Origin of the sequence: Cupriavidus basilensis (assembly GCF_000876015.1) — a bacterium.
Lineage (GTDB): Bacteria > Pseudomonadota > Gammaproteobacteria > Burkholderiales > Burkholderiaceae > Cupriavidus > Cupriavidus basilensis_B.
This window is the reverse complement of sequence record NZ_BBQM01000012.1, coordinates 67,094-84,558: the sequence shown is the minus strand read 5'-3', so window position 1 is coordinate 84,558 and position 17,465 is coordinate 67,094. Positions and strand designations below refer to the sequence as shown.

Sequence of the window (17,465 nt, the reverse complement as noted above, 5' to 3'; positions counted from 1 at the left end):
GCTATCGGTCCCGTTTGTCCTGTTGGTCCTGCTGGTCCTGCCGTGCGTCCCTGGCGAGGATTTCCTCGGCCGCGCGCCGCGCGTCTTCGGGCGCGAGGTAGCCCAGGTGCCAGCCGGGCTCGGTCTCCATGTAGGACACGCCCTTGCCCTTGACCGTCTTCGCGATCACGCAGGCCGGCGTGGCGCGCGCGTCGTCGGCGCGCAGCCGGCGCAGCAAGGCGGTCAGCGCGGCCACGTCGTGGCCGTCCACCACGTGGACTTCCCAGCCGAACGCACGCCACTTGGCGTCGAGCGGCTCGATGCCCATCACTTCGTCCACCGCGCCGTCGAGCTGGAAGCCGTTGCGGTCGACGATGGCGACGAGGCGGTTGGCGCGATGGTGCGCGGCGGACATCGCCGCCTCCCACACCTGCCCTTCCTGCATCTCGCCGTCGCCGAGCATCACGAAGGTGGTGAAGTCCAGCCCCGCGTGCCGGCCGGCCAGCGTCATGCCCAGCCCGGCCGAGAGCGCGTGCCCGATCGAGCCGGAGCTGAAGTCGATGCCCGGCACCTTGCGCATGTCGGGGTGGTCGCCGAGCGGGCTGCCCAGGCGGGTGTAGTCGTCGAGCCAGGACCTGGGGAAGAAGTCGAGATCGGCGAGGATCGGGAACAGGCCCACCGCGGCGTGGCCCTTGCCCATCAGGAAGCGGTCGCGCTGGGGCCAGGCGGGCTCGCCGCGGCGCAGCTTCATCACGTCGTAGTACAGCGCGGCGAAGGTCTCGGCCGCCGAGAACACCGAGGTGTAGTGCCCGGTCTTGGCGATCTCGATCAGCCGGATGGTCTCCAGGCGCACGAAGGTGGCGCGCTCCTTGAGCCGCGCGACCTGCTCCGCGCTCGGCGCGAACGCGCCGTCGGCGGCCACGGGCGGCGCCGACACGATGGCTTGGCTCATCGGACGCCTCCGTTTTCGATTGATGCACGATATATCATGCATTTTTTCAGGGGACATGGGAAATGCATTGCTTACGCTCCTCTCAGTTACCGCCCGGACACGCTGGCGCCGGGCTCCGGATAGTCTGCTGCGCCGCCGGCGGCGCCATCGCGCCCGGCCGGCCTGACGTGTGATCCGCCTGGCTGCTTAATGTGGGGCCCGCACCGCGCGCGCATCCACCTGCCGCATCGCATCGGCGATCGCGGCGGCGTCCAGCGCGCGCGGGAAGTTCTTCATGTGCGGGGCCGCCAGCGACAGCGTGGCGGCCGCCTCCAGTTCCTCGCGCGAGGCATCGGTGAGGCCCAGGTCCGCCAGCCGCAGCGGCAGGCCGATGCGGCGGTACAGCGCCTCGATCTCGACGCGCGCGCCGTCCTGGCGCCGCTCCAGCTCCAGCTGGACCAGCAGGCCGTATGCCACCTGCAGGCCGTGGGGCGCGCGCTGCGCGTGGCGCAGCGCGGACAGCCCGCGCGTGAGCGCGTGCGCGATCGACAGGCCGCCGCTTTCGAAGCCCAGGCCGGACATCAGGATGGTGGCCTCCACCACCCGCTCGAAAGCGGCATCCGGCACGCCCGAGCCGGCCACCGCCAGCGCGGCCTGCGCATCGGCCATCAGCACGCGGTGGCACTCGCGCGCCAGCGCCCCCGCCGACAGCAGCGGCCGGGTGCCGAACATGTTGGCGCCGTCGGGCGCGGCCGCGCATTGCGCCGCTTCGAAGGATTTGGAGATGGCGTCGCCGATGCCCGCCAGCAGCATGGCCGCGGGCGCCTGCGCGATCAGCGCGGTGTCGGCGACGACGCAGGCCGGGCTGTAGGGCAGGTGCCGGACCGCGAGCAGCCGGTGATGGGCGTCGTAGAGCACGTAGTTCTTGCTGGTCGGCGCATCGTTGGAGGCCACCGTCGGCACCGTGATGACCGGCGCCTGGTAATGGTCCGCCAGCGCCTTGCCGGCGTCGATGCTGCGCCCGCCGCCGGCGGCGACGATCACCGCCGGCGCGCCGGCGCCCAGCTCGCCGACGAGGCGCGCCACCAGCTCCGGCGTCAGGCCCTCGTCGAAGCTCAGCCGGCGCAGCGCCACCCCGGCGTCGGCGCACAACTGCCCGACGCGCGCGCCGATCATTTCCATCACCATCCGGTCCGCGACCAGCACCGCGTCGCGGCCGAGCCGGGCCACATGCCCGCCCAGCGCGTCCAGCGCCCCCGCGCCCTGGACATAGCGTCCGGGCGAGCCAAATACCGCTTGCACGTTGTCTCCTCCTTGGATTGCGCCGGCCTGGCGGATGCCGGCCCGCTGCGGGTTTCGGGGCGCGCGGGCCGCCGTTCCGGTGGCCTGCCGCCCTTCCCAATACATGATATAGGATATATGCTACATCATTATCGGTGGCTGGCAAGAAGCTTTTTTCGCCGCGGCCCGCCCCGCAACCCTTCGCTTGTTCTTCCGATTCTTCCTGGAGCCCTGCCCGATGCCGGAAACCAATCCCCCCGCCGCGAGCCCCGCGGTCAGCCTCATCGACGGCCGCACGCGGGTCGTCGTCATCCTCGCCTACCCCGCGCATCACGTGCGCACGCCGGCCTTCTTCAACGCGCGCGCCGCGGCGCTGGGGCGCAACGCGGTGCTGGTGCCGTGGCAGGTCTCGCCGGCGCAGCTGCCCGGCGCGCTGGCGGGCCTGCGCGCGGTGGAGAACCTCGCCGGCGTGATCGTCACCGTGCCGCACAAGCAGGAAGTGGCGCGGCTGTGCGACGAACTCGAAGGCGTGGCGGCCGACCTCGGCGTGTGCAACGTGGCGCGCCGCACGCCCGACGGGCGCTTCGTCGGCAGGGTGTTCGACGGCGTGGGTTTCGTGGCGGGCCTGCGCGCGCAGGGCATCGACCCAGCCGGCAAGCGGACCCTGCTGCTGGGCGCGGGCGGCGCGGCCACCGCGGTGGCGGCGGCGCTGCTCGATGCCGGCGTGGCGCAGCTGGCCATCGTCAACCGCTCGCGCGGCAAGGCCGACGCGCTCGCCGCGCAGTTGAAGGCGAAGCGGCCCGGCGCCGCCGTGGCCTCCGCCGCGGGTCCGGCCGGCGACTGGGACCTGATCGTCAACGGCACCTCGCTCGGCCTCAAGCCCGACGACCCGCTGCCGCTCGACCCCGCCCTGCTGCGGCCCGAAACCATCGTCGCGGAAGTCATCATGCAGCCGGCGCAGACCCCGCTGCTGCTCGCGGCCAGGGCGCGCGGCTGCCGCATCCATCTCGGCGAGCACATGGTGACGGCGCAGATCGACCTGCTGGCGGACTACCTGCTGGACACACCGCCCGCCGGCGCCGGCAGCCCCGCCTGAGCGGAAAAATAGCGCTGCATATCATATATGATGTGTCCTTGAACATTCCTTACCGAGGCAGGCTGTCATGAAAGAACTCGTGCGCGTGGAGAAGAGCAATCTGTCGTCACGCGTCTACGACCAGATCCGCTCCGCATTGATGAGCGGCAAGTACGTGCCGGGCGAGCGCTTGCGCGTGGCGGAACTGGCCCAGTCGATGGGGACCAGCACCACCCCCGTGCGCGAGGCGATCTTCCGGCTGGTGAGCGAGCAGGCGCTGGAAATGACCGCGGCGACCTCCATCACCGTGCCCGAGCTCGACCCCGGCACGGTCTCCGAGATCCAGCTGATGCGCACGCTGCTCGAAGGCGCCGCCGCCGAGGCCGCCGCGCTGCGCATCACGCCGCAGGAGATCGCGCGGCTGCGCAGGACGCACGAGGCCTTCATCAAGGCGGTGTCGGCCAGCCCGCGCGAGGCGGCGGGGCTGAACCGCAAGTTCCATTTCGAATTGCTCGCCGCGTCCCACCTGCCCAACCTGTTCGCGGTGGTGGAAAGCATGTGGGTGCGCATGGGGCCGCTGCTGCATATCTTCCACACGGAGCTGCAGGCCAGCCGCGAAAGCCTGGAAGAGCACCCGCACTACCGCGTGCTCGACGGCCTCGCCCGCAAGGACCCGAAGACGGTATCGGCGGCGATCGGCGACGACATCCAGTGGGGCAAGACGGTACTGCTCGACTGGATGGCGTCGCGGGAAGAAGAATCGGTCTGACACGGCCGGGCCGGCCATGCGCGGCGGCATCGCGCCGCGTCGGTCGGGCAGCACAAGAAGCAGAACAGGAGCAAGACATGCCGATCGCCGGGATGAACCACTTCACCGTCCTGACCGACGCCCTCGAAGACAGCGTCGCTTTCTACCGCGAGGTGCTGGGCTTCGAGACCGGCCCGCGCCCGCCGTTCTCGTTCCCGGGCGCGTGGCTGTACGCCGGTGGCGCGCCCATCGTGCACCTCGTCGCCACCGATGCGCTGCCGGCGCCCGCGGCCGGCGTGCTGGACCACATGGCCTTCACCGCCACCGGCCTGGAGCAATACACGGGCGACCTGCGCCGCCGCGGCATTCCGTTCACGCTCGGGCGGCAGGCGGGCTCCGGCCTGTGGCAGTTGTTCCTGCACGATCCCAACGGCGCCAGGATCGAGCTCGATTTCGATGCGAGGGAGCCGCAGCCGGGCGGCTTTTAGTTGCCCGGCTTGCGCGGCACGCGATTTACCGCGAGACAAGGTTTGCTGCCCTCTCCCACTTCACGGGAGAGGGCAGCAAGGCAGCGTGACGGGCAGCACGCGCCGGCCGGCACCGGCCGAAGCCGGCGCAGCTCAGGCCTGCTGCTGGTGCTCGCGGAACTTGGCCAGCGCGATGGCCAGCGCGGCGCTGCCGATGGTCTTCACCAGCGTGGGATGCTCGGCGTAGAAGCCGGCGATCTGGTCGACCACGCCCGGATGCGCCTGCTCGGCGTGGGCGGCGATCTCCTGCACCTGCGCCGGCGTCAGTTGGCTGGCCTGCTCGGGCGTGACCTGCGTGGCGCCGGGCGCCATCACCTTGCCCAGCACGCCGCCGGCCGCGCCGGACAGCACGGCCGGGCCCAGCAGGGCCAGCATCTGGTTGAGCATGCCGGCCTGCTGCGCGCCGTTCGACTGGCCGAACAGCTCGCCCACCATGTTGCCGAAGGCCGGCGTCTGGTCCGAGCGGAACGCGCCGGCCAGCAGTTCGCCGAGCGCGCCCGGCGGCGCGTTCTGGGCGATGTGGTCCACCTGTTGCTCGGGGTTGCCGCCGAGGGCGGCGGCTGCGTTCTGCAGGATGTCCATCAGGCTCATGATCGGATCCGGTTCTTGGGTTGTCGGTATGGCTTGGAAGGAATGCGGCGCGGGCTGGCTTCAGCCCTTGCGCGCGATCAGGTGATAGCCGAGCAGCAGGATCACCGCGCCGACCACCGCGCCGATGAAGCCGGCGGACTGGCCCGGGCGATACCAGTGCAGGAGCTGCCCGAGGAAGGTGGCGGCGAGCGCGCCGGCAATGCCGAGCGCGGCGGTCAGGAAAAAGCCGCTGGGGCCGCTGCCGGGAGTGATGGCGCGCGCCACGAGGCCGGCCACGAAGCCGATGAGAATCGTCCAGATCAGGTGCATGAGGTCAGGGGGCTGGATGAAGAATGCGCCCCGCGGCGGGGCGCATTCCGGAACGCCGCATTACTGCGCGGCGGGCTTGGCCGGCGTGGCGGCCTTGGTATGCTTGGTGCCGTGCGCCTTGCTCTTGTGCGCGCTCTTTTCGACCTTGACCGGCTCCTTGGTCGCCTCGGCGGCGGGTGCCTGCGCGTAGGCGCCGGCGGCGAAGAGCGCGAGGGTCACGATGGCGAGAACCTTTTTCATTGCAATCTCCAGGTAGGCGCGCGGCTTGCGCGTTGCCTGTAAAAACGGCCCGCCGGTTTGCGGTGTTGACAGCCGGCCGGCGCGTCCGTGTAACAGTTCGTATCCGGCACTTTTCCCGGGCGCGCCGGCCGGCGCGCGGCACGCATGGAGACTAGCGCATGGCAGCCGCACGCGGCATGCCCCTGACAATCGTTTGCAATCGCGCTGCGGCATAATGCCCGGCGCGCGGGGAAAAAAGGAGACAAGGAGACGGACACGCGTCCGGGCCCGCGCCGGCACGGCAACAAGACAAAAATAAGCCAGAAACAAGACAAGAACAAGAACACCGACAGGACGACAACCCTCATATGCGCGCTACCGCCGCCGGCAAGGCCGGCCTCGACTGGACCACCCTCGGCCTGCTGACCTTCCCGCCCCTGAGCTGGGCCGGCAACGCCATCGTCGGCCACTACGCCGCCGGCGCCATCCCGCCGGTCACGCTGAACTTCGCGCGCTGGGCGCTGGCCGGCCTGCTGCTGGCCCCGGCCGTGTGGCGCGACGTGCGGCTGCACGCCGCCGCGCTGAAGCGGCACGCCGGCGTGATCGCCGCGATGGGCATGCTGTCGGTGTCGGTCTACAACGCGATGCAGTACCTCGCGCTGACCACCTCGTCGCCGATCAACGTGACGCTGATCGGGGCCTCGGCGCCGATCTTCCTGCTCATCATCGGCGCGCTGTTCTTCCACGAGCGGGTGCGCGGCTGGCACGTGGCGGGCGCCCTGCTCTGCCTGGCCGGCGTGGGCGTGGTGCTGCTGCGCGGCGACCCCGCGCGGCTCGCGCAGCTCGATTTCGTGCCGGGCGACCTGTTCATGCTGGCCGCCACCGTCACCTGGAGCGCCTACACCTGGCTGCTGCGCAAGCGCCGCCCCGACCTGCCGCTGGCGGTGCTGCTGTTCGGCCAGATCGTGGCCGGCGTGCTCGCCAGCGCGCCGTTCGCGGCGTGGGAACTGGCGGCGACACACGCGCCGCTGCACCTGGACGCCAAGGTGGCCGCCATCCTGCTGTACGTGGCCACGGTGCCGTCGCTGCTCGGCTACTTCGCCTGGGACCGCGCCATCGCGCGCGCCGGCGCGCAGTTGCCGGTGTTCTTCTTCACGCTCACGCCGGTGTTCGCCGCGCTGATGTCGAGCGCGCTGCTCGGCGACTGGCCGCGCTGGTTCCACGCGGCGGGGCTGGCGGCCATCGTCGGCGGCATCTGGCTGGCCAACCGGCGGTGATTGTGTCTCGGGGATGCGGGCGTGCGGGGATGCTCGCCGTGCGTTGGTGCCTGGCGTCTGCGCGGCGTGATGGTCTTCGCTGTTGCGGGCGCCGGCAACAAGAAAAACGGCGCCCTCGCGGGCGCCGTTGTCTTTCACTTCCCGCCGGTCAGCCGACGAGGTTGCGCAACGCTTCCCCCGCCTGCCAGCGCCGCAGGTTGTCCATGAAGATCCCCGCCACGCGCGCGGCGTTGCCATCGGAGAAGCCCGCGCTGTGCGGCGTGGCGATGACGTTGGGCATGGTCCACAGCGGCGAGTCCGCCGGCAGCGGCTCGTGCGCGAACACGTCCAGGTAGGCGCCGGCGAGGCGGCCGGACCGCAGCGCCGCGATCAGCGCGGCTTCATCCACCACTTCGCCGCGCGCGACGTTGACCAGCCGGGCGCCATCCGGCAGCAGCGCCAGCGCGGCGGCGTCCACCAGCCCCTGCGTCTGCGGCGTGAGCGGGCAGGCCAGCAGCAGCCAGTCGGTGCGCGGCAGCACGCCGCGCACGCCCTCGAATGCGACCGTCTCGTAGTCCGGCCCGGCGGAGGCGGCGCTCTGCCGCACCACCACCACGTGCATGCCCAGCGTGTGCAGCAGCTTGCCCAGCAGTTGCCCGATCGGGCCCCAGCCGACGATGGTCGCGGTCTGCCCGGCGATGTCGCGCGGCAGGCCGGAGCCGATCAGCGGCGCCCAGCGGCGCTCGCCCTGCGCCGCCAGCATCTGCGGGAAATGCCGCGCCAGCGCCAGCAGCCCGGCCAGCGCGGTCTGCGCCACCACGCCGGCATTGGCGCCGGACGAGGTGGTCACCTGCACGCCGCGCGCGCGCAGCTCGCCGAACACGGCGCGGTCGGCGCCGGCCGAATGGGTGTGGGTCCAGCGCAGCGAGGGGCTGGCCAGCATGGCGTCGTAGAAGCGCCGCGTGGCGGGCAGGATCTCGTGCTTGGTGGACAGCCCGGTGACGTCGCGCGAGACGAAGGCGATGTCGGCGTCCAATGCAGCGTCCGGCCCGCCATGCGGGCCGTCGCCGGCCGGCAGCGCCACCGGCACGAAGTGGCCGCCGAGCGCGGCGCCGATGTCCGCGCCGTACTGCCGCAGAGCTTGTTCCGACATCAGGATGCGCGGGCCTTGCCCGCCGGATGGATGGTTCATTGCAACCTACATAGCGTTAGTCGATGGAAGCGCCGGAATCATGGACCACGACCTTCCACTTGGTGTATTCCTTGCGGGTGAACTGCCCGAACTGCTCGGGCGAGCCACCCACCGGGTCCGCCCCTTCGCGCACCATCTGCGCCTGCAGCGACGGCAGGGCTTCGTTGACCGCCTGGTTCAGCTTGTCGATGACCGCCCTGGGCGTGCCCTTGGGCGCGAACACGCCGAACCACGATCCGGCCTCGAAACCGGGGAAGCCCTTCTCCGCCACCGTCGGCACGTCGGGCAGCGACTTCGAACGGTGCGCGCTGCTCACCGCCAGCGCCCGCAGCTTGCCGGCCTTGATATGGGCAATGACCGAGGGGATGGTGGCAAACATGAACTGTACCCTGCCGGACAGCAGGTCGTTGAGCGCGTCGGCCCCTTTGTAGGGGATATGCGTGGCTTCGGTGCCGACGCGCTGCGTCAGCATGAAGCTGGAGAGCTGCGACGAGGTGCCCACGCCGGTGGAGCTGTAGTTGAGCTTGCCCGGGTTGGCCTTGGCGTAGGCGATGAATTCCTCGAAGCTCCTGGCCGGCAGCGAGGGGTGCACCACCAGCACGTTGGGCACGTCGGCGATCTGCACCACCGGCACGAGGTCGGTGAGCGGATCGTAGTTGAGCTTCTTGTAGAGCGTCTGGTTGATGGAGATCGGCCCGACCGAATCGACCAGCAGCGTGTAGCCGTCGGCCGGCGAGCGCACCACGGCCTCGGTGCCGATGTTGCCGCCGGCGCCGGGCCGGTTGTCCACCACGAAGGACTGCTTGAAGCGCTGCGCCAGCGACTGGGCGACGCTGCGCGCGAGGATGTCGGTGGTGCCGCCGGCGGTGAACGCCACCACCATGCGCACCGGCTTGGTCGGATAGTCGGCGCCGGCCGGCTGGGCGTGGGCGGCGCCGGCCAGCGCGCAGGCAAGCACGGCGAGCGGCGCGCATGCGCGCGCGAGGCGCAACGGCAGCGAGGGCGAGGGCGAGGGGGCGAAACGAGGCATGTCGGGTCTCCGATGGGCGGCCGGGCCGGGACGCGCCCGCGTCCGCCATGTTCTTGTTCGTGACCGGCGCCGGCCTGGGCTGGCGGCGCCGGGTGATGAGCGCTACGCGCCGGGCAGCCGTCAGGCGGGCGCGCCGTCGAATCCGTAGAGCCGCGCCGGGTTGCTCACCAGCACGCGCTCGCGCGCCGCGGCGTCGGGCAGCCAGCGCGCCAGCAGGTTGAACAGCGTGCCGTCGTCTGGCACCTGCCCGGCTTCGAAGTAGTTGATGTGCGGCCAGTCGGAACCCCACACCACGCGCTCCGGGTTGGCGGCGAGCAGCGCGGTGGCGAACGGATCGACATCGCCGTAGGGCGCGCCCGCGGCGCTCAGGCGGTCGGCGCCGGAGATCTTGGTCCATGCCGCGCCTTCGGCCAGCAGCGCGCACAGCGCCTGGAAGCCGGGATCGCCCACGCCGCGCGCGGTGGACATGCGGCCCATGTGATCGATCACCAGCGGCACGCCGAGCGCGCGCAGGCGCGGGGCGAGCGCCGGCAGGTCGGGCGCGTGGATCCAGATCTGCGCGTGCCAGCCGCGCTCGGCCAGCCGCGGCGCGAGCGCTTCGAGCACCTCCAGCCCCACGCCGTTGCGGTACACCGCGTGGCCGTCGACCTGGTACAGGTTGATGCGCACGCCGCGCATGCCGGCCGCGTGCCAGCGGTCCAGCTCGGCGTCGCTGGTGTCGGGCGCCGGCACCGCGATGCCGCGCAGCCGCTCGGGGTAGAGCCGCAGAGCCTCCAGCACGCTGCCGTTGTCGGTGCCGCAGGCGCTGGCCGTGACCAGCACGCCGCGCGTCAGCCCGAGCTGGTCGAGATGGGCGATGAAGTCGGCGGCGGGATGCTCGGCCGGGGTGTAGCTGCGCTCGGCGGCGAGCGGAAAGCGCTGGTAGGGGCCGAACACGTGGGCATGGCTGTCGCAGGCGCCGGGCGGCGCGCGGAAGGCCGGCTCGGCGTGGTTGGCAAGCGGTGGCAGGCAGGGTCTGGTCATGGCGGGGACGGCTTCTCTGTCGTGTTGATCGATGTGCGGCGGGCGCGTGCTGCGCGTCATTCCGCCTTGAGCCGGCCGGATGCCGCCAGTTGCTGCGCGCGCGCATCCTCGCGCTGCAGCGTCTGCAGCAGTTCCTGCGGCGACGAACTCTGGGCCACGCTGCCGACGTTCAGCAGGCGGCTCTTGACGCTCGGCTCGGCCAGCGCCTTGCGCAGCGCCGCGTTGAGCGTCTCGATGGTGGCGGCCGGCGTGCCCGCCGGGGCCAGCAGGCCGGTGGCGGTGGTCGCCTCGAAGCCGGGCAGGCCGGATTCGCGCAGGGTCGGCACCTTCGGCAGGGTGGCATCGCGCTCGCGCGACATCACCGCCAGCACGCGCAGCGCGCCGGACTGGATATGGGGCGCGGAGCTGGTGAGCTGGTCGACCACCATGTCGATCTGCCCGCCCATCAGGTCCATCAGCGCGGGCGCCGAGCCCTTGTAGGGCACGGTGTTGAGCTTGATGCCGGCGGCCTGCTCCAGTTGCAGCGCGGCCACGTGGTTGGTGGTGCCGGGCCCGGCGTGGCCGGCGGTGACCTTGCCGGGATTGGCGCGCGCATGGGCCAGCAGCGCGCCCACGTCGGCGAAGCGCTTGTCGCCGCCCTTGACCACGATCACCAGCGTGGTGGTGGAGACCAGCCCGACCGGCTGGAAGCTGGCCAGGCTGAATGCGGTGCGCGTCATGCGCGGCAGCACCACGATGGCGTTGGGCGTGGTCACCAGCAGCGTGCTGCCGTCGGCCTCCGCGCGCGACACCGCGGACGCGCCCAGCACGCCGCCGGCGCCGGGCCGGTTGTCGACGATGACGTTGCGCCCGAGCGACTGCTCCAGCGCCGGCGCCAGCGCGCGCGCCACCACGTCGAGATTGCCGCCGGGGGCGAACGGCACCACCAGCGTCACCGGCTTGTTGGGCATCGCCTGCGCGCGGGTGGCGGCGATCCAGGGCGCGGCGCCAAGCGCCAGCGCCTGGGCCAGCATGCGTCGTCTGTTCATCTTGTCTGTCTCCGTTTCCGTTTTCTGCTCTTGTCTTCACGCGCTGCCGCTGGGGGGACAGCGGTCACGGCCGGGGGGCGGCCGTGTTCAGTCGCGGAAGCTCGGGTCGAGGCGGTCGAGCTTGCGCAGCAGCGCCGGCCACTCCATCACGCCATAAGGCCGGCGGGTGCCGGGCTGGTAGTTGTTCCAGGTTTCCTGCAGCACGTCGGCGCCGACCTCGCGCAGCGGCGTATTGCACGACATCGCGCCGATCTGCGCGCGGCAGGCCAGCTCCAGCCGGTGCATCCAGTTGAAGGCCTCGCCCACGGTGTTGCCCACGGTCAGCGCGCCGTGGTTGCGCAGGATCATGGCCTCGCCGGTGCCGAGGTCGGCGATCAGCGACGCCTGCTCGGCGGTGTCCAGCACCACGCCCTGGTACTCGTGATAGCCGATCTTGAGAAAGCGCATGGCGGTCTGCGTGAGCGGCAGCAGCCCGCAGTCGAGCGACGACACCGCCATCGAGGCCCAGCTATGGGTGTGGATCACGCAGGCCACCTCGGGGCGCGCCTCGTGCACGGCGCTGTGGATCACGTAGCCGGCCTTGTTGATGCCGTAGTTGAGCGAGCCGAAGTCCGGCTTGGCGAGGATGGTGCCGGCATGGTCCACCTTGATCAGGCTGGAGGCCGTGATTTCCTCGTACATCATGCCGTAGGCGTTGATGAGGAAGGCGCCCTCCTCGCCCGGCACGCGCACCGAGATGTGGTTGGCCATCATGTCGGCCATGCCGTACAGCTCCACCAGCCGGTAGCACGCGGCCAGGTCTACGCGCGCCTGCCATTCGGCTTCGCTGCACTGGTCTCGCATCGACGAAATGGTGAGCACGCCGGGCTTGTTCATGGGGATCTCCTTGTGGATACGGTATTCGTTTCAGTCGGGGTTCGGGGGCGACTTCAGTCCGAGCCGAGCGCGAGATTGCTCGGCCGGCGTTTTTCGATATTCCATTTCAGCAGCGCGGCGCTGCGGTAGATGCCGTGCGCGAACTTGCCGTAGGGCAGCGTCAGGAACAGCGCCATCACCACGCCCAGGTGCAGGGCCAGCAGCAGCGCCATCGCGCCGGTGTCGCGCCAGGCCAGCAGCGCCAGGCCGGTGGCGCTGGTGAGGAACAGCAGCGCGATGAAGCCGCGGTCCATCGGTTTCTGCGCGGCGTCGCCGGTGTTCGGGTCGCGCGCCAGGTTGAGCCGCAGCAGCCCCGCCGTGCCGATCAGCAGGCCGATGCCGCCGGCCGTGCCGAGCAGCACCGGCAGGCTGGTCAGCGCATACGGCGCGTGCAGGTCCAGCAGGTAATGATAGAGCGTGGCCACCGCCGTGGCGGCGAAGCACAGCATGAAGCCGTAGAACGTGAAATGGTGGAAGCGGCGGCGCCACAGGGTGAAGGCGTCGTCGGCGTTGTTGCAGCCCTCGCCGTGGCCGCCGTCGAGGTAGCGCAGCCGCAGCGCGTCGTGCGCGGCGCCGCCGATGGCCGCGCCGCGCGCCTCGCCGGCCAGCTCGCCCGGCGTCACGCGGCGCCAGAAGCGCGTCACGCCCACGCCCAGCGCCACGATGGCGAGGCCGAACACCAGCCCGAACATGGCCGCCAGCAGGTTGTGCGGGAAGATGGCGTAGAAGTTGCCGGCCAGCGGCGCGTGCAGCAGGCTGCCGCGCGCGGCCAGCACCATCACCAGGAACAGCGCCAGGCCGCCGGCCAGCGCCAGCGCGGTGGCCAGCCCGGCGCGGCGGTACAGCCCGCCGAAGGCGGCCGGCCAGGCGTAGTCCGAGTAGGTCTGCACGCGCACCTTGGCCATCGCCTGCGGCACGTTGACGCCGAACTCGTGCGGCGGCGCGTACTGGCAGGCGTGGTAGCAGGCGCCGCAGTTGTGGCACAGGTTGGCCAGGTAGTGGATGTCGGCCTTGCCGAACTCGAGCCGGCGCGTCATGGCCGGGAACACGGCGCAGAAGCCTTCGCAGTAGCGGCAGGCGTTGCAGATCTGCATGATGCGGCCGACCTCGGCCTCGTCGCCGGTGAGCGGCAGCGCGCCCTCGGCCAGCGCCGCCGCTTCGCGCGTCAGCGCTTCAAGATGTTGCATGCTGGTCTTCCTGGATGTCGTTGCGCAGGCCCCGCGCGGCGGCGGCGGCCCGGGTGCCGGCAATGCGGCCGAAGGCGGTGCCGATGGCCATGCCCACGCCCGCCGTGTAGCCCTTGCCCAGCACGTTGCCGGCCATCATCTCGCCGGCCACGAACAGGTTGTCGCTGGGCTTGCCGCCGAAGTGCACGGCGGCGTGCTCGTTTACCTTCAGGCCGAGATAGGTGAAGGTGATGCCCGGGCGCAGCGCGTAGCCGTAGAACGGCGCGGTGTCGAGCGGGCGCGCCCAGTGGGTCTTGGCCGGGGAGATGCCCTCGGTGTGGCAGTCGTCGAGCACGGTGTGGTCGAACTTGCCCACGCGGCAGGCCGCGTTGTACGCCTCGATGGTGCGCACGAAGGTGGCTTCGTCCAGCCCGAGCAGGCGCGCCAGTTCCGGCAGCGTGTCGGCGCGCACGCCGGGGAACACCGGCGGCATGAAGCGGCCCACGGCCTTGGCGTCGATGATGGAGTAGCCGATCTGCCCGGGCTGCTGGGCCACCAGCCGGCCCCAGATGGCGTAGCGCTTGGGCCAGAAGTCCTCGCCCTCGTCGTAGAAGCGCTCGGCGTTGCGGTTGAGCATGACGCCCAGCGAGACGCAGTCCACGCGCGTGCAGATGCCGCCGTCGTACAGCGGCGCGCGCGCGTCGATGGCCACGCAGTGCGACTGCGACGGGTCGCCGATGGCGTCCGCGCCCGACTCGATCATGTGCTTGAGCAGCACGCCCATGTTGAAGCGCGTGCCGCGGATCAGGAAATTGTCGGCCGGCCATTCGCCGTCGGCGTTCTGGCCCCAGGCTTCGCGCAGCCATTCGCGGTTGGACTCGAAGCCGCCGGCGGCCAGCACGCAGCTGCGCGCCTCGATGCGCTCGCTGCCGATGCGCGCGGCCACGAAGCGGTCGCCGTCCATCTCGATGGCGTCCACCGGCGCGTTGTAGCGCACCTGCACGCCGAGCGCCTCGGCGCTGCGGAAATAGGCGTTGACCAGGGCCTTGCCGCCGCCCATGAAGAAGGCGTTGGTGCGCGCCACGTGCAGCGCGCCCGACAGCGGCGGCTGGAAGTGCACACCGTGCTTGCGCATCCAGTCGCGGCAGGTGGAGGACGCGCGGATGGTCAGGCGGGCCAGGTGCTCGTTGGTGATGCCGCCAGTGACCTTGAGCAGGTCCTGCCAGTATTCTTCCTCGGGATAAGCCTCGATCAGCACATCCTGCGGCGCGTCGTGCATGCAGCGCAGGTTGCGGGTGTGCTGGGAGTTGCCGCCGCGCCACTCGCGCGGCGCCGCTTCGAGCAGCAGCACGCTGGCGCCGGCTTCGCGCGCCATCAGGGCGGCGCACAGGGCGGCGTTGCCGCCACCGATGACCAGGACGTCGATCATGGCCGCGCGCCTCCGGCGGCACGGCGGGAAGCCGACGGGAGGGGCTTCCGGGTTGGTGTAATCAGGAACACAATGCGGTCTTCTCGTGGGGTAGCCCGCACTGTACCGGCGGCGCGCCCGCCTGCTAAGGCCGGTGGCGGCATGGGGGCATCACGATTCGTGATACCCCTCGGGGGCTGCCCGCCCTGCCGGGATCCGCCGGGATCCGCCGGGATCCGCCGAAATGCGCCGAGCCCCGCCCTCAGCCCTCCGGCCCCAGCAGCCGCGCGCCGCGCCAGGCGCCCGAGCGCACCAGCTCGCGCGCGCAGTCGGCCAGCACCACGCGCAGCGCCAGCGCGGCCGGGGACAGCTCGTCGTCCGACAGGCTGCACAGCACGTTCTGGCGCCGCACCTTGGGGTCGGCGATCTCGGCCAGGTGGAAGCGCTCGGTGGCGTCGGCATAGCGCCCCACCGCCGCCCACGGCTGCAGCGTGCCGCCGAAGCCCAGGTCCACCGCGTCCATCAGCATGGCCAGCGAATCCACTTCCTGCACCACCTGCGGCACGATCTTGGCGCGCGCGAAAGCGGCGTCCAGCGTGCTGCGCAGCCCGTGCAGGCCGGTCGGCATGATGAGTGGCACGTCCTGCAGCTGCGCCATGCGCAGCCGCGTGGGCAGGCCGGCCTCGGCGCCGGCCGGCAGGGCCTTGCGCGAGCGGATCAGGAACAGGGTTTCTTCCAGCAGCGGCATCACGCTCCAGCGGCGCGCCACGTGGGTATCGAACAGCACGGCGAGGTCGAGCTGGCGCGCGTTGAGCATGGCGCCGAGGTGGCCCGACAGGCTCTCCACCATGTGCAGGCGCACGTCGGGATAGCGCTCGCGCATGGCGCGCATCAGCGGCACGCCGACCATCGACGCGGTGGTCGGCGCCAGGCCCACGCTGACCGTGCCGGACAGGCGCGCGTGATGGGCCGCGCGCTTGGCCTGCTCGGCGTGGCGCAGCGCGAGCTGGGCCTCGCGGAAGAAGGCCAGGCCGGCCTCGGTCGGCGTGACGCCGCGCGTGGTCCGGCGCAGCAGGCGGGTGGACAGCTCGCTTTCCAGCCGGCTGATCTGCTGGCTCATGGCCGACTGCACCATGTCCAGGTCGAGCGCGGCGCGGCTCATGCTGCCGAGTTCGACCACCCGCACGAAGTATTGAAGCTGGCGCAGTTCCATCTGGCTCCCCCGAGGCCCGGAAAATCGTCTGCGTTGCTTATACCAGAATCGGGGACGCCGCCCGCGGCGCGGGCGGGCGGCGCCTGGACCATGCGGGGCTCAGGCCTCGTCGAAGCCGCTGTACCAGTCCACCGCCTGGTCCGAATAGACCAGCCCCTTCGCGGCCAGCGCCTCGCGCATCTTGTACATGTCCAGGCCCAGCACGCCGGCGGCCAGCGTGGCGCGCTTGGCCAGCTCGTTGGCTTCGCGCGCCGCGGCGAGCCGGGCGGTCGCCGCGGCCTGCGGGCGCGGCACCACCACCACGCCGTCGTCGTCGGCCACGATCACATCGCCGGGACGCACGTGGGCGCCGGCGCAGACCACCGGCACGTTGACCGCGCCCACCGTTTCCTTGACCGCGCCCTGCGCCGAGACCGCGCGCGACCACACCGGGAAGTTCATGGCGTTGAGCGTGGCCACGTCGCGCACGCCGCCGTCGATGACCAGCCCGCGCGCGCCGCGCGCCTTGAGCGAGGTGGCCAGCAGGTCGCCGAACAGGCCGTCGGTGCAGTCGCTGACCAGCGCCACCACCAGCACGTCGCCGGGCTGCACCATCTCCACCGCAACGTGGATCATCCAGTTGTCGCCGGGATGCATCAGCACCGTCACGGCGCTGCCGGCGATCGCCGCGCCGGACTGGACCGGCCGCAGATAGGGCTTCATCAGCCCGGTGCGGCGCTGCGCCTCGTGCGCGGTGGCCACGCCGGCGCTGCCGAGCGCATCGATGTCGGCCGCGTCGGCGCGCAGGATATGGCGATAGGCGATGGTCTTCATGCCAGGGTCTCCGAGACTTGCGGGAACACGCGCGCGTATCCCTCGCCGTATTTGACCTTGCGGTCCGAGTTGCGCGTGGCCTGCGCGCCGCGCTGCAGCGCCACGCGGGTGTAGTACTCCCACAGGTGTTCCTGCGCCGCCATCGTGGCGAAGGCGCGCTGCTTCTTCTCCCATACGGAGGAAATGTCGAGCAGCACGTCGGGCTTCCAGTTGCATTGCTCGGGCTGGTGCGGCTCGAACAGGAACACCGGCGGCGCGCCGATCACCGGCACCTCGGGCTTGTAGCCGTGCGCCTGGGCGATCACGCGCGCTTCCTGCGCCACGTGGGTGGCCAGCGGGTGGTCGAAGTTGTAGATGTCCTCGCGCGAGTGGCTCATGACCAGCTCGGGGCGCAGCTCGCGGTAGATGTCCGCCAGGCGCAGCAGCGCTGCGTCGCTCACGCGCAGCGGGTAGTCGCCGAGGTCGAAGCACGTCAGGGTGGCGCCGAGGATGTCGGCGGCCTGCTGCGCTTCCTCGCGCCGCGCGGCCTTGACGCGCTCGAGCGTCATGCCGGGCTGGCGCCACATCTTGGCGGATTCGCCGCGCTCGCCGAAGGACAGGCAGACGATGTTGACGTGGTAGCCGCGCTCGGCGTACAGCGCGATGGCGCCGCCGGCGCGCCAGACGAAGTCGGCGGCGTGCGCGCTGACCACCAGGATGGCGGGGCGGCGGGCCTGGGCTTGGGTGTCGGAGAGGGGCGTGGACATGGGTGTTTCCCGTTG

The 17,465-nt window shown here is 71.3% G+C and carries 19 protein-coding genes; 4 read left to right on the top strand and 15 right to left on the bottom strand.

The genetic code is table 11. The annotated features are described in order from the left end of the window. Window position 1: 1 nt before the first annotated feature. The gene (locus KF708C_RS08210) at window positions 2–931 is read right to left on the bottom strand and encodes a transketolase (protein WP_059411432.1); all 930 of its coding nucleotides are present in this window, start codon (window positions 929–931) and stop codon (window positions 2–4) included. Between the two features lie 186 nt (window positions 932–1,117). Further along, complete coding sequence (locus KF708C_RS08205; protein ID WP_059411431.1) at window positions 1,118–2,212, bottom strand: glycerol dehydrogenase; 1,095 nt, start codon at window positions 2,210–2,212, stop codon at window positions 1,118–1,120. Window positions 2,213–2,429: 217 nt separating this feature from the next. On the opposite strand from KF708C_RS08205, the gene KF708C_RS08200 reads away from it, so the two are divergent. The 3 genes from KF708C_RS08200 (at window position 2,430) to KF708C_RS08190 (ending at window position 4,502) form a co-directional block, all read left to right on the top strand. After that, the gene (locus KF708C_RS08200; protein WP_059411430.1) at window positions 2,430–3,287 is read left to right on the top strand and encodes a shikimate dehydrogenase family protein; all 858 of its coding nucleotides are present in this window, start codon (window positions 2,430–2,432) and stop codon (window positions 3,285–3,287) included. 67 nt (window positions 3,288–3,354) lie between these two features. After that, window positions 3,355–4,035, top strand: coding sequence for a GntR family transcriptional regulator (locus tag KF708C_RS08195; protein ID WP_020203269.1), 681 nt, complete (start codon window positions 3,355–3,357; stop codon window positions 4,033–4,035). Between the two features lie 77 nt (window positions 4,036–4,112). Continuing rightward, a complete protein-coding gene (locus tag KF708C_RS08190) occupies window positions 4,113–4,502 on the top strand; it encodes a VOC family protein (RefSeq protein ID WP_059411429.1) in 390 nt (129 codons plus the stop codon). 132 nt (window positions 4,503–4,634) lie between these two features. Here the strand turns inward: KF708C_RS08190 and KF708C_RS08185 are convergent, their stop codons facing one another. The 3 genes from KF708C_RS08185 to KF708C_RS08175 are packed head-to-tail and all read right to left on the bottom strand — an operon-like array spanning window position 4,635 to window position 5,681. After that, complete coding sequence (locus KF708C_RS08185) at window positions 4,635–5,132, bottom strand: hypothetical protein (RefSeq protein WP_020203267.1); 498 nt, start codon at window positions 5,130–5,132, stop codon at window positions 4,635–4,637. Between the two features lie 60 nt (window positions 5,133–5,192). After that, window positions 5,193–5,441: a GlsB/YeaQ/YmgE family stress response membrane protein gene (locus KF708C_RS08180; RefSeq protein ID WP_059411428.1), complete on the bottom strand. Its 249-nt coding sequence runs from the start codon at window positions 5,439–5,441 to the stop codon at window positions 5,193–5,195. A gap of 60 nt (window positions 5,442–5,501) precedes the next feature. Beyond that, window positions 5,502–5,681: a hypothetical protein gene (locus KF708C_RS08175; RefSeq protein ID WP_020203265.1), complete on the bottom strand. Its 180-nt coding sequence runs from the start codon at window positions 5,679–5,681 to the stop codon at window positions 5,502–5,504. A gap of 347 nt (window positions 5,682–6,028) precedes the next feature. Here KF708C_RS08175 and KF708C_RS08170 point away from each other — a divergent pair, with 347 nt between their 5' ends. After that, a complete protein-coding gene (locus KF708C_RS08170) occupies window positions 6,029–6,937 on the top strand; it encodes a DMT family transporter (protein ID WP_059411427.1) in 909 nt (302 codons plus the stop codon). Window positions 6,938–7,085: 148 nt separating this feature from the next. Here KF708C_RS08170 and KF708C_RS08165 read toward each other — a convergent pair whose 3' ends face one another. From KF708C_RS08165 to KF708C_RS08120, 10 genes are all read right to left on the bottom strand, one after another. Further along, complete coding sequence (locus KF708C_RS08165; RefSeq protein WP_059411426.1) at window positions 7,086–8,108, bottom strand: D-2-hydroxyacid dehydrogenase; 1,023 nt, start codon at window positions 8,106–8,108, stop codon at window positions 7,086–7,088. Window positions 8,109–8,124: 16 nt separating this feature from the next. After that, window positions 8,125–9,138, bottom strand: coding sequence for a Bug family tripartite tricarboxylate transporter substrate binding protein (locus tag KF708C_RS08160; RefSeq protein ID WP_059411425.1), 1,014 nt, complete (start codon window positions 9,136–9,138; stop codon window positions 8,125–8,127). A 120-nt stretch (window positions 9,139–9,258) separates the two neighbouring features. Further along, on the bottom strand, window positions 9,259–10,161 hold the full coding sequence (locus tag KF708C_RS08155; RefSeq protein WP_029043674.1) for an amidohydrolase family protein: 903 nt from the start codon (window positions 10,159–10,161) through the stop codon (window positions 9,259–9,261). Window positions 10,162–10,217: 56 nt separating this feature from the next. Beyond that, the gene (locus KF708C_RS08150; protein ID WP_029043673.1) at window positions 10,218–11,189 is read right to left on the bottom strand and encodes a tripartite tricarboxylate transporter substrate binding protein; all 972 of its coding nucleotides are present in this window, start codon (window positions 11,187–11,189) and stop codon (window positions 10,218–10,220) included. An 87-nt stretch (window positions 11,190–11,276) separates the two neighbouring features. Beyond that, window positions 11,277–12,065 carry a class II aldolase/adducin family protein gene (locus KF708C_RS08145; RefSeq protein WP_020203259.1) on the bottom strand — a complete coding sequence of 263 codons (789 nt, stop codon included), beginning with the start codon at window positions 12,063–12,065 and terminating at the stop codon, window positions 11,277–11,279. A 53-nt stretch (window positions 12,066–12,118) separates the two neighbouring features. Next, on the bottom strand, window positions 12,119–13,291 hold the full coding sequence (tcuB, locus tag KF708C_RS08140) for a tricarballylate utilization 4Fe-4S protein TcuB (RefSeq protein ID WP_059411424.1): 1,173 nt from the start codon (window positions 13,289–13,291) through the stop codon (window positions 12,119–12,121). Continuing rightward, window positions 13,278–14,699: an FAD-dependent tricarballylate dehydrogenase TcuA gene (gene tcuA, locus KF708C_RS08135; protein ID WP_020203257.1), complete on the bottom strand. Its 1,422-nt coding sequence runs from the start codon at window positions 14,697–14,699 to the stop codon at window positions 13,278–13,280. The genes tcuB and tcuA overlap by 14 nt, the downstream gene beginning before the upstream one ends. A 241-nt stretch (window positions 14,700–14,940) precedes the next feature. Then, a complete protein-coding gene (locus tag KF708C_RS08130) occupies window positions 14,941–15,891 on the bottom strand; it encodes a LysR family transcriptional regulator (protein ID WP_020203256.1) in 951 nt (316 codons plus the stop codon). Between the two features lie 99 nt (window positions 15,892–15,990). After that, entirely contained in the window at window positions 15,991–16,704 is a 714-nt protein-coding gene (locus KF708C_RS08125; RefSeq protein ID WP_020203255.1) for a 4-carboxy-4-hydroxy-2-oxoadipate aldolase/oxaloacetate decarboxylase, read from the bottom strand. Beyond that, entirely contained in the window at window positions 16,701–17,450 is a 750-nt protein-coding gene (locus tag KF708C_RS08120) for a PIG-L deacetylase family protein (RefSeq protein ID WP_020203254.1), read from the bottom strand. Before KF708C_RS08120 ends, KF708C_RS08125 begins: the two co-directional genes overlap by 4 nt. Window positions 17,451–17,465: the final 15 nt, after the last annotated feature.

Coding starts and splice junctions, on each gene's coding strand:
- KF708C_RS08210 (WP_059411432.1), bottom strand. CDS start 931: ATGAGCCAAGCCATCGTGTCGGCGCCGCCCGTGGCCGCCGACGGCGCG.
- KF708C_RS08200 (WP_059411430.1), top strand. CDS start 2,430: ATGCCGGAAACCAATCCCCCCGCCGCGAGCCCCGCGGTCAGCCTCATC.
- KF708C_RS08195 (WP_020203269.1), top strand. CDS start 3,355: ATGAAAGAACTCGTGCGCGTGGAGAAGAGCAATCTGTCGTCACGCGTC.
- KF708C_RS08190 (WP_059411429.1), top strand. CDS start 4,113: ATGCCGATCGCCGGGATGAACCACTTCACCGTCCTGACCGACGCCCTC.
- KF708C_RS08185 (WP_020203267.1), bottom strand. CDS start 5,132: ATGAGCCTGATGGACATCCTGCAGAACGCAGCCGCCGCCCTCGGCGGC.
- KF708C_RS08180 (WP_059411428.1), bottom strand. CDS start 5,441: ATGCACCTGATCTGGACGATTCTCATCGGCTTCGTGGCCGGCCTCGTG.
- KF708C_RS08175 (WP_020203265.1), bottom strand. CDS start 5,681: ATGAAAAAGGTTCTCGCCATCGTGACCCTCGCGCTCTTCGCCGCCGGC.
- KF708C_RS08170 (WP_059411427.1), top strand. CDS start 6,029: ATGCGCGCTACCGCCGCCGGCAAGGCCGGCCTCGACTGGACCACCCTC.
- KF708C_RS08165 (WP_059411426.1), bottom strand. CDS start 8,108: ATGAACCATCCATCCGGCGGGCAAGGCCCGCGCATCCTGATGTCGGAA.
- KF708C_RS08160 (WP_059411425.1), bottom strand. CDS start 9,138: ATGCCTCGTTTCGCCCCCTCGCCCTCGCCCTCGCTGCCGTTGCGCCTC.
- KF708C_RS08155 (WP_029043674.1), bottom strand. CDS start 10,161: ATGACCAGACCCTGCCTGCCACCGCTTGCCAACCACGCCGAGCCGGCC.
- KF708C_RS08150 (WP_029043673.1), bottom strand. CDS start 11,189: ATGAACAGACGACGCATGCTGGCCCAGGCGCTGGCGCTTGGCGCCGCG.
- KF708C_RS08145 (WP_020203259.1), bottom strand. CDS start 12,065: ATGAACAAGCCCGGCGTGCTCACCATTTCGTCGATGCGAGACCAGTGC.
- tcuB (WP_059411424.1), bottom strand. CDS start 13,291: ATGCAACATCTTGAAGCGCTGACGCGCGAAGCGGCGGCGCTGGCCGAG.
- tcuA (WP_020203257.1), bottom strand. CDS start 14,699: ATGATCGACGTCCTGGTCATCGGTGGCGGCAACGCCGCCCTGTGCGCC.
- KF708C_RS08130 (WP_020203256.1), bottom strand. CDS start 15,891: ATGGAACTGCGCCAGCTTCAATACTTCGTGCGGGTGGTCGAACTCGGC.
- KF708C_RS08125 (WP_020203255.1), bottom strand. CDS start 16,704: ATGAAGACCATCGCCTATCGCCATATCCTGCGCGCCGACGCGGCCGAC.
- KF708C_RS08120 (WP_020203254.1), bottom strand. CDS start 17,450: ATGTCCACGCCCCTCTCCGACACCCAAGCCCAGGCCCGCCGCCCCGCC.